Raw genomic sequence first — 2,891 nt, forward strand, 5'->3', positions numbered from 1 at the left:
TTGGAGTATCCATCCTGTGCAATCGGCGCGCCGAGAATCACGTACGAATGCAAACTCACGCAACTCTTGCAGAGTTGCTGCAGCTGTTCCGATCTTCTTACGCGACCCTGGGTATCCGCTAGCATGCGTTTCGGGCCATGCACAGCGATAGCGATTCGACATTAAAGCTTAGTCGAACCTCCCAAAACTGCGAGGCATGCGAACTCCTCATCCGTTCATGTGTCAAACGCCTTCCGGAACTGCCCCCTTTGCGTCACGACGAACTGCCCCCACCATCGGGATTATGATCTCGGTTGAAGGTTGTTTCCGCCGGTGACGGGCCGGAGGGAGGCGGAGCCGACCGGAGGGCCGTCACCGGCCGTCGGCGTCTTGATGAGGCCGCTTTTGCGCTTGGCGCGGAGCCGGTAGCTGTCGCCGCGGATCGTCAGCACGTGGCTGTGATGCAGGAGCCGGTCAAGGATCGCGGTGGCGACCACGGGATCGGCGAACACCGTACCCCATTCGGCAACGCTGCGGTTCGACGTGATCAGCATCGCACCGGTTTCGTATCGCCGGCTGACCAGTTGGAAGAACAGATGGGCCGCGTCAGGTTCCAGCGGCAGGTAGCCGAGTTCGTCCACGATGAGCAGCTTTGGCTTCGACAGCGCGAGAAGTTTCTCGTCTAGCTCTAGGCGTCGCTCGCCGAGTGCGCCTTGGCAAGGCCAGCGACCAGCGGCGTCGCCGTGGTGAGCTGCACCGTGTATCCGGCCAGGATCGCCTCTCGCCCGAGCGCGATCGACAAGTGCGTCTTACCTACGCCTGGCGAACCAGCGTCATAATGCCGGGTGTCTAGGATCCGAGATTGAGATCCTCTACCCGTTTCATCCGCGATGCGGAGCGTCAGTCGTTGTTGTCGCCTGCAAGCGGCTTGGCGATGAGACGCATCTTGTTATCAGACAGCCTGATGCCACGTTAACGCTTCTGCCGGCATGGATGGCGGCTCCCGCCGCCGCTTCCTTCCGACTGATAGCTGATCCACGGCTTCCGGTGGATCGTCTGCTGGAGGTGCGCGTTCTCGTCGATGCGGTCTTAGCCTCCTCTTCCAGGGAATCATCCCATTCGCGAGGAGGCGGACATGGCGGACGCATCACGTCGTCAGGGGGATCTTTTCGAGAGCCCTCCAACATACAGCAGCATTCCGATCGAAGCCCACCAGCAGATGCTGGAGCTCTTAAAGGAGCTTCTGGCCGAAGCGTTCACCGACAGCGCGGCCGAGACATGCAACGTGAGCGGGGAGGACAGCGGTGAGCAAGATCACGCCTGAGCACCTTACTCGCCAGGCCGTCGTCTACATTCGTCAGTCGACGGCCGACCAGGTTATCAACAACAAAGAGAGCCAGCGCCGCCAGTACGGCTTGGCCGACCGTGCGCGCCAGCTGGGCTGGAGCGAGGTGATCGTAATCGATGATGATCTCGGTCGCTCTGGTAGCGGCACCGCGCGTCCTGGGTTCGAGAAGCTGCTCGCGGCGATTTGCGAAGGGCGAGTTGGCGCTGTGGTCTCGATTGAGGCCTCTCGGCTGGCCCGCAACGGCAGGGATTGGCATACGCTCCTGGAGTTCTGCGGGCTCGTTGGAACGCTGATCGTCGATGAGGATGGCATCTACGATCCGCGCCATCCCAATGATCGCCTTCTGCTCGGCGTGAAGGGCACAATGAGCGAGATGGAGCTGTCGATCTTTCGGCAGCGCTCGCTTGAGGCCTTGAAGCAAAAGGCGCGCAGGGGCGAGCTCTTCCTCAACGTTGCCATCGGCTATATTAAAGTCTCCCACGATCAGATCGAGAAGGACCCTGATCGACGCATTCAGGAGGCGCTCGCACTCGTGTTCGCCAAGTTCGCCGAGATGCAGACGCTGCGCCAGGTTCACCTATGGTTACGGCAAGAGCGAATCGCCTTGCCTGCGGTCAGCAGTGGCCCCGAGGGACGTCACGTCGAGTGGAAGTTACCCGTCTACAACACGATCCGCCACATCCTGACCAATCTGATCTATGCTGGCGCCTATGTCTTCGGGCGTTCTGGCAGTCGGGTGACAATCGAGGCCGGCCGCAAGAGAATCGTGCGGGGCTTCCGCCGGGAGCGCAGCAACTGGGAGGTTTTGATCAAGGACCACCATGAGAGCTACATTACGTGGGCGGAGTTCGAGAGGAATCAGCGCTTGATCACCGATAACGCCAATGGGAAGAGCTTCATGAGTCGTGGCTCGGTCCGCTGCGGTGAGGCCCTTCTTGCAGGGCTCCTTCGTTGCGGCCACTGCGGTCGTAAACTTCACGTTGCCTACAGCGGCACGCACAGCAACGTCGGGCGCTATCATTGCAGCGGTAGCCAGATCAATCATGGCGGAGAGCCATGCATCTCATTCGGCGGCCTGCGTGTGGATGCCGCAATCAGCGTCGAAGTCATCGCGCGCCTGCAGCCGCTCGGAGTCCAGGCTGCGTTGTCTGCCATGGAGGACCGCGGCCGGGAGCACGTCGAGAAGCTGCATCAACTTGAACTTTCTCTTGAGCAAGCGCGCTATGAGGCCACTCGGGCTCGTCGGCGATATGAGGCTGTCGATTCCGACAATCGCCTGGTCGCCGGCGAGCTGGAGCGACGTTGGAATGAACGCCTGCTGGCCGTCCGCGCGCTCGAGGAAGAGCGCGGTGCACTGTTGGCCAAGCCGGAGAGTCCTCTGAGCGAGGCGGATCGCGAGCGGTTGCTTGCGCTTGGCTCCGATTTGGAGCGGGCCTGGAACAGTCCTGGGGCGACGCCTACCACGCGCAAGCGCATCATCCGAACCTTAATCCACGAAATCGTTGTACGCGTCGGCGATGCGGCAATTGAGCTTGTGATCCACTGGCAGGGCGGCGATCACACA

At 61.2% G+C, this 2,891-nt stretch carries 2 protein-coding genes and 1 pseudogene; 2 read left to right on the plus strand and 1 reads right to left on the minus strand.

What is annotated here, in order from left to right; genetic code table 11:
* Positions 1-281: 281 nt before the first annotated feature.
* A pseudogene (locus XI03_RS01750) lies at positions 282-808 on the minus strand (ATP-binding protein); the annotation flags it as partial.
* A gap of 306 nt (positions 809-1,114) precedes the next feature.
* Here XI03_RS01750 and XI03_RS01755 point away from each other — a divergent pair.
* Positions 1,115-1,303 (plus strand): hypothetical protein, encoded by a 189-nt coding sequence (locus tag XI03_RS01755; RefSeq protein ID WP_271591124.1) that lies wholly within the window; start codon positions 1,115-1,117, stop codon positions 1,301-1,303.
* On the plus strand, positions 1,284-2,891 hold a 1,608-nt coding region (locus XI03_RS01760), incomplete at its 3' end, for a recombinase family protein (protein ID WP_271591125.1). The genes XI03_RS01755 and XI03_RS01760, both read left to right, overlap by 20 nt.

Origin of the sequence: Bradyrhizobium sp. CCBAU 65884 (assembly GCF_028128835.1) — a bacterium.
In the GTDB taxonomy this organism is placed as follows: Bacteria; Pseudomonadota; Alphaproteobacteria; order Rhizobiales; family Xanthobacteraceae; genus Bradyrhizobium; species Bradyrhizobium ottawaense.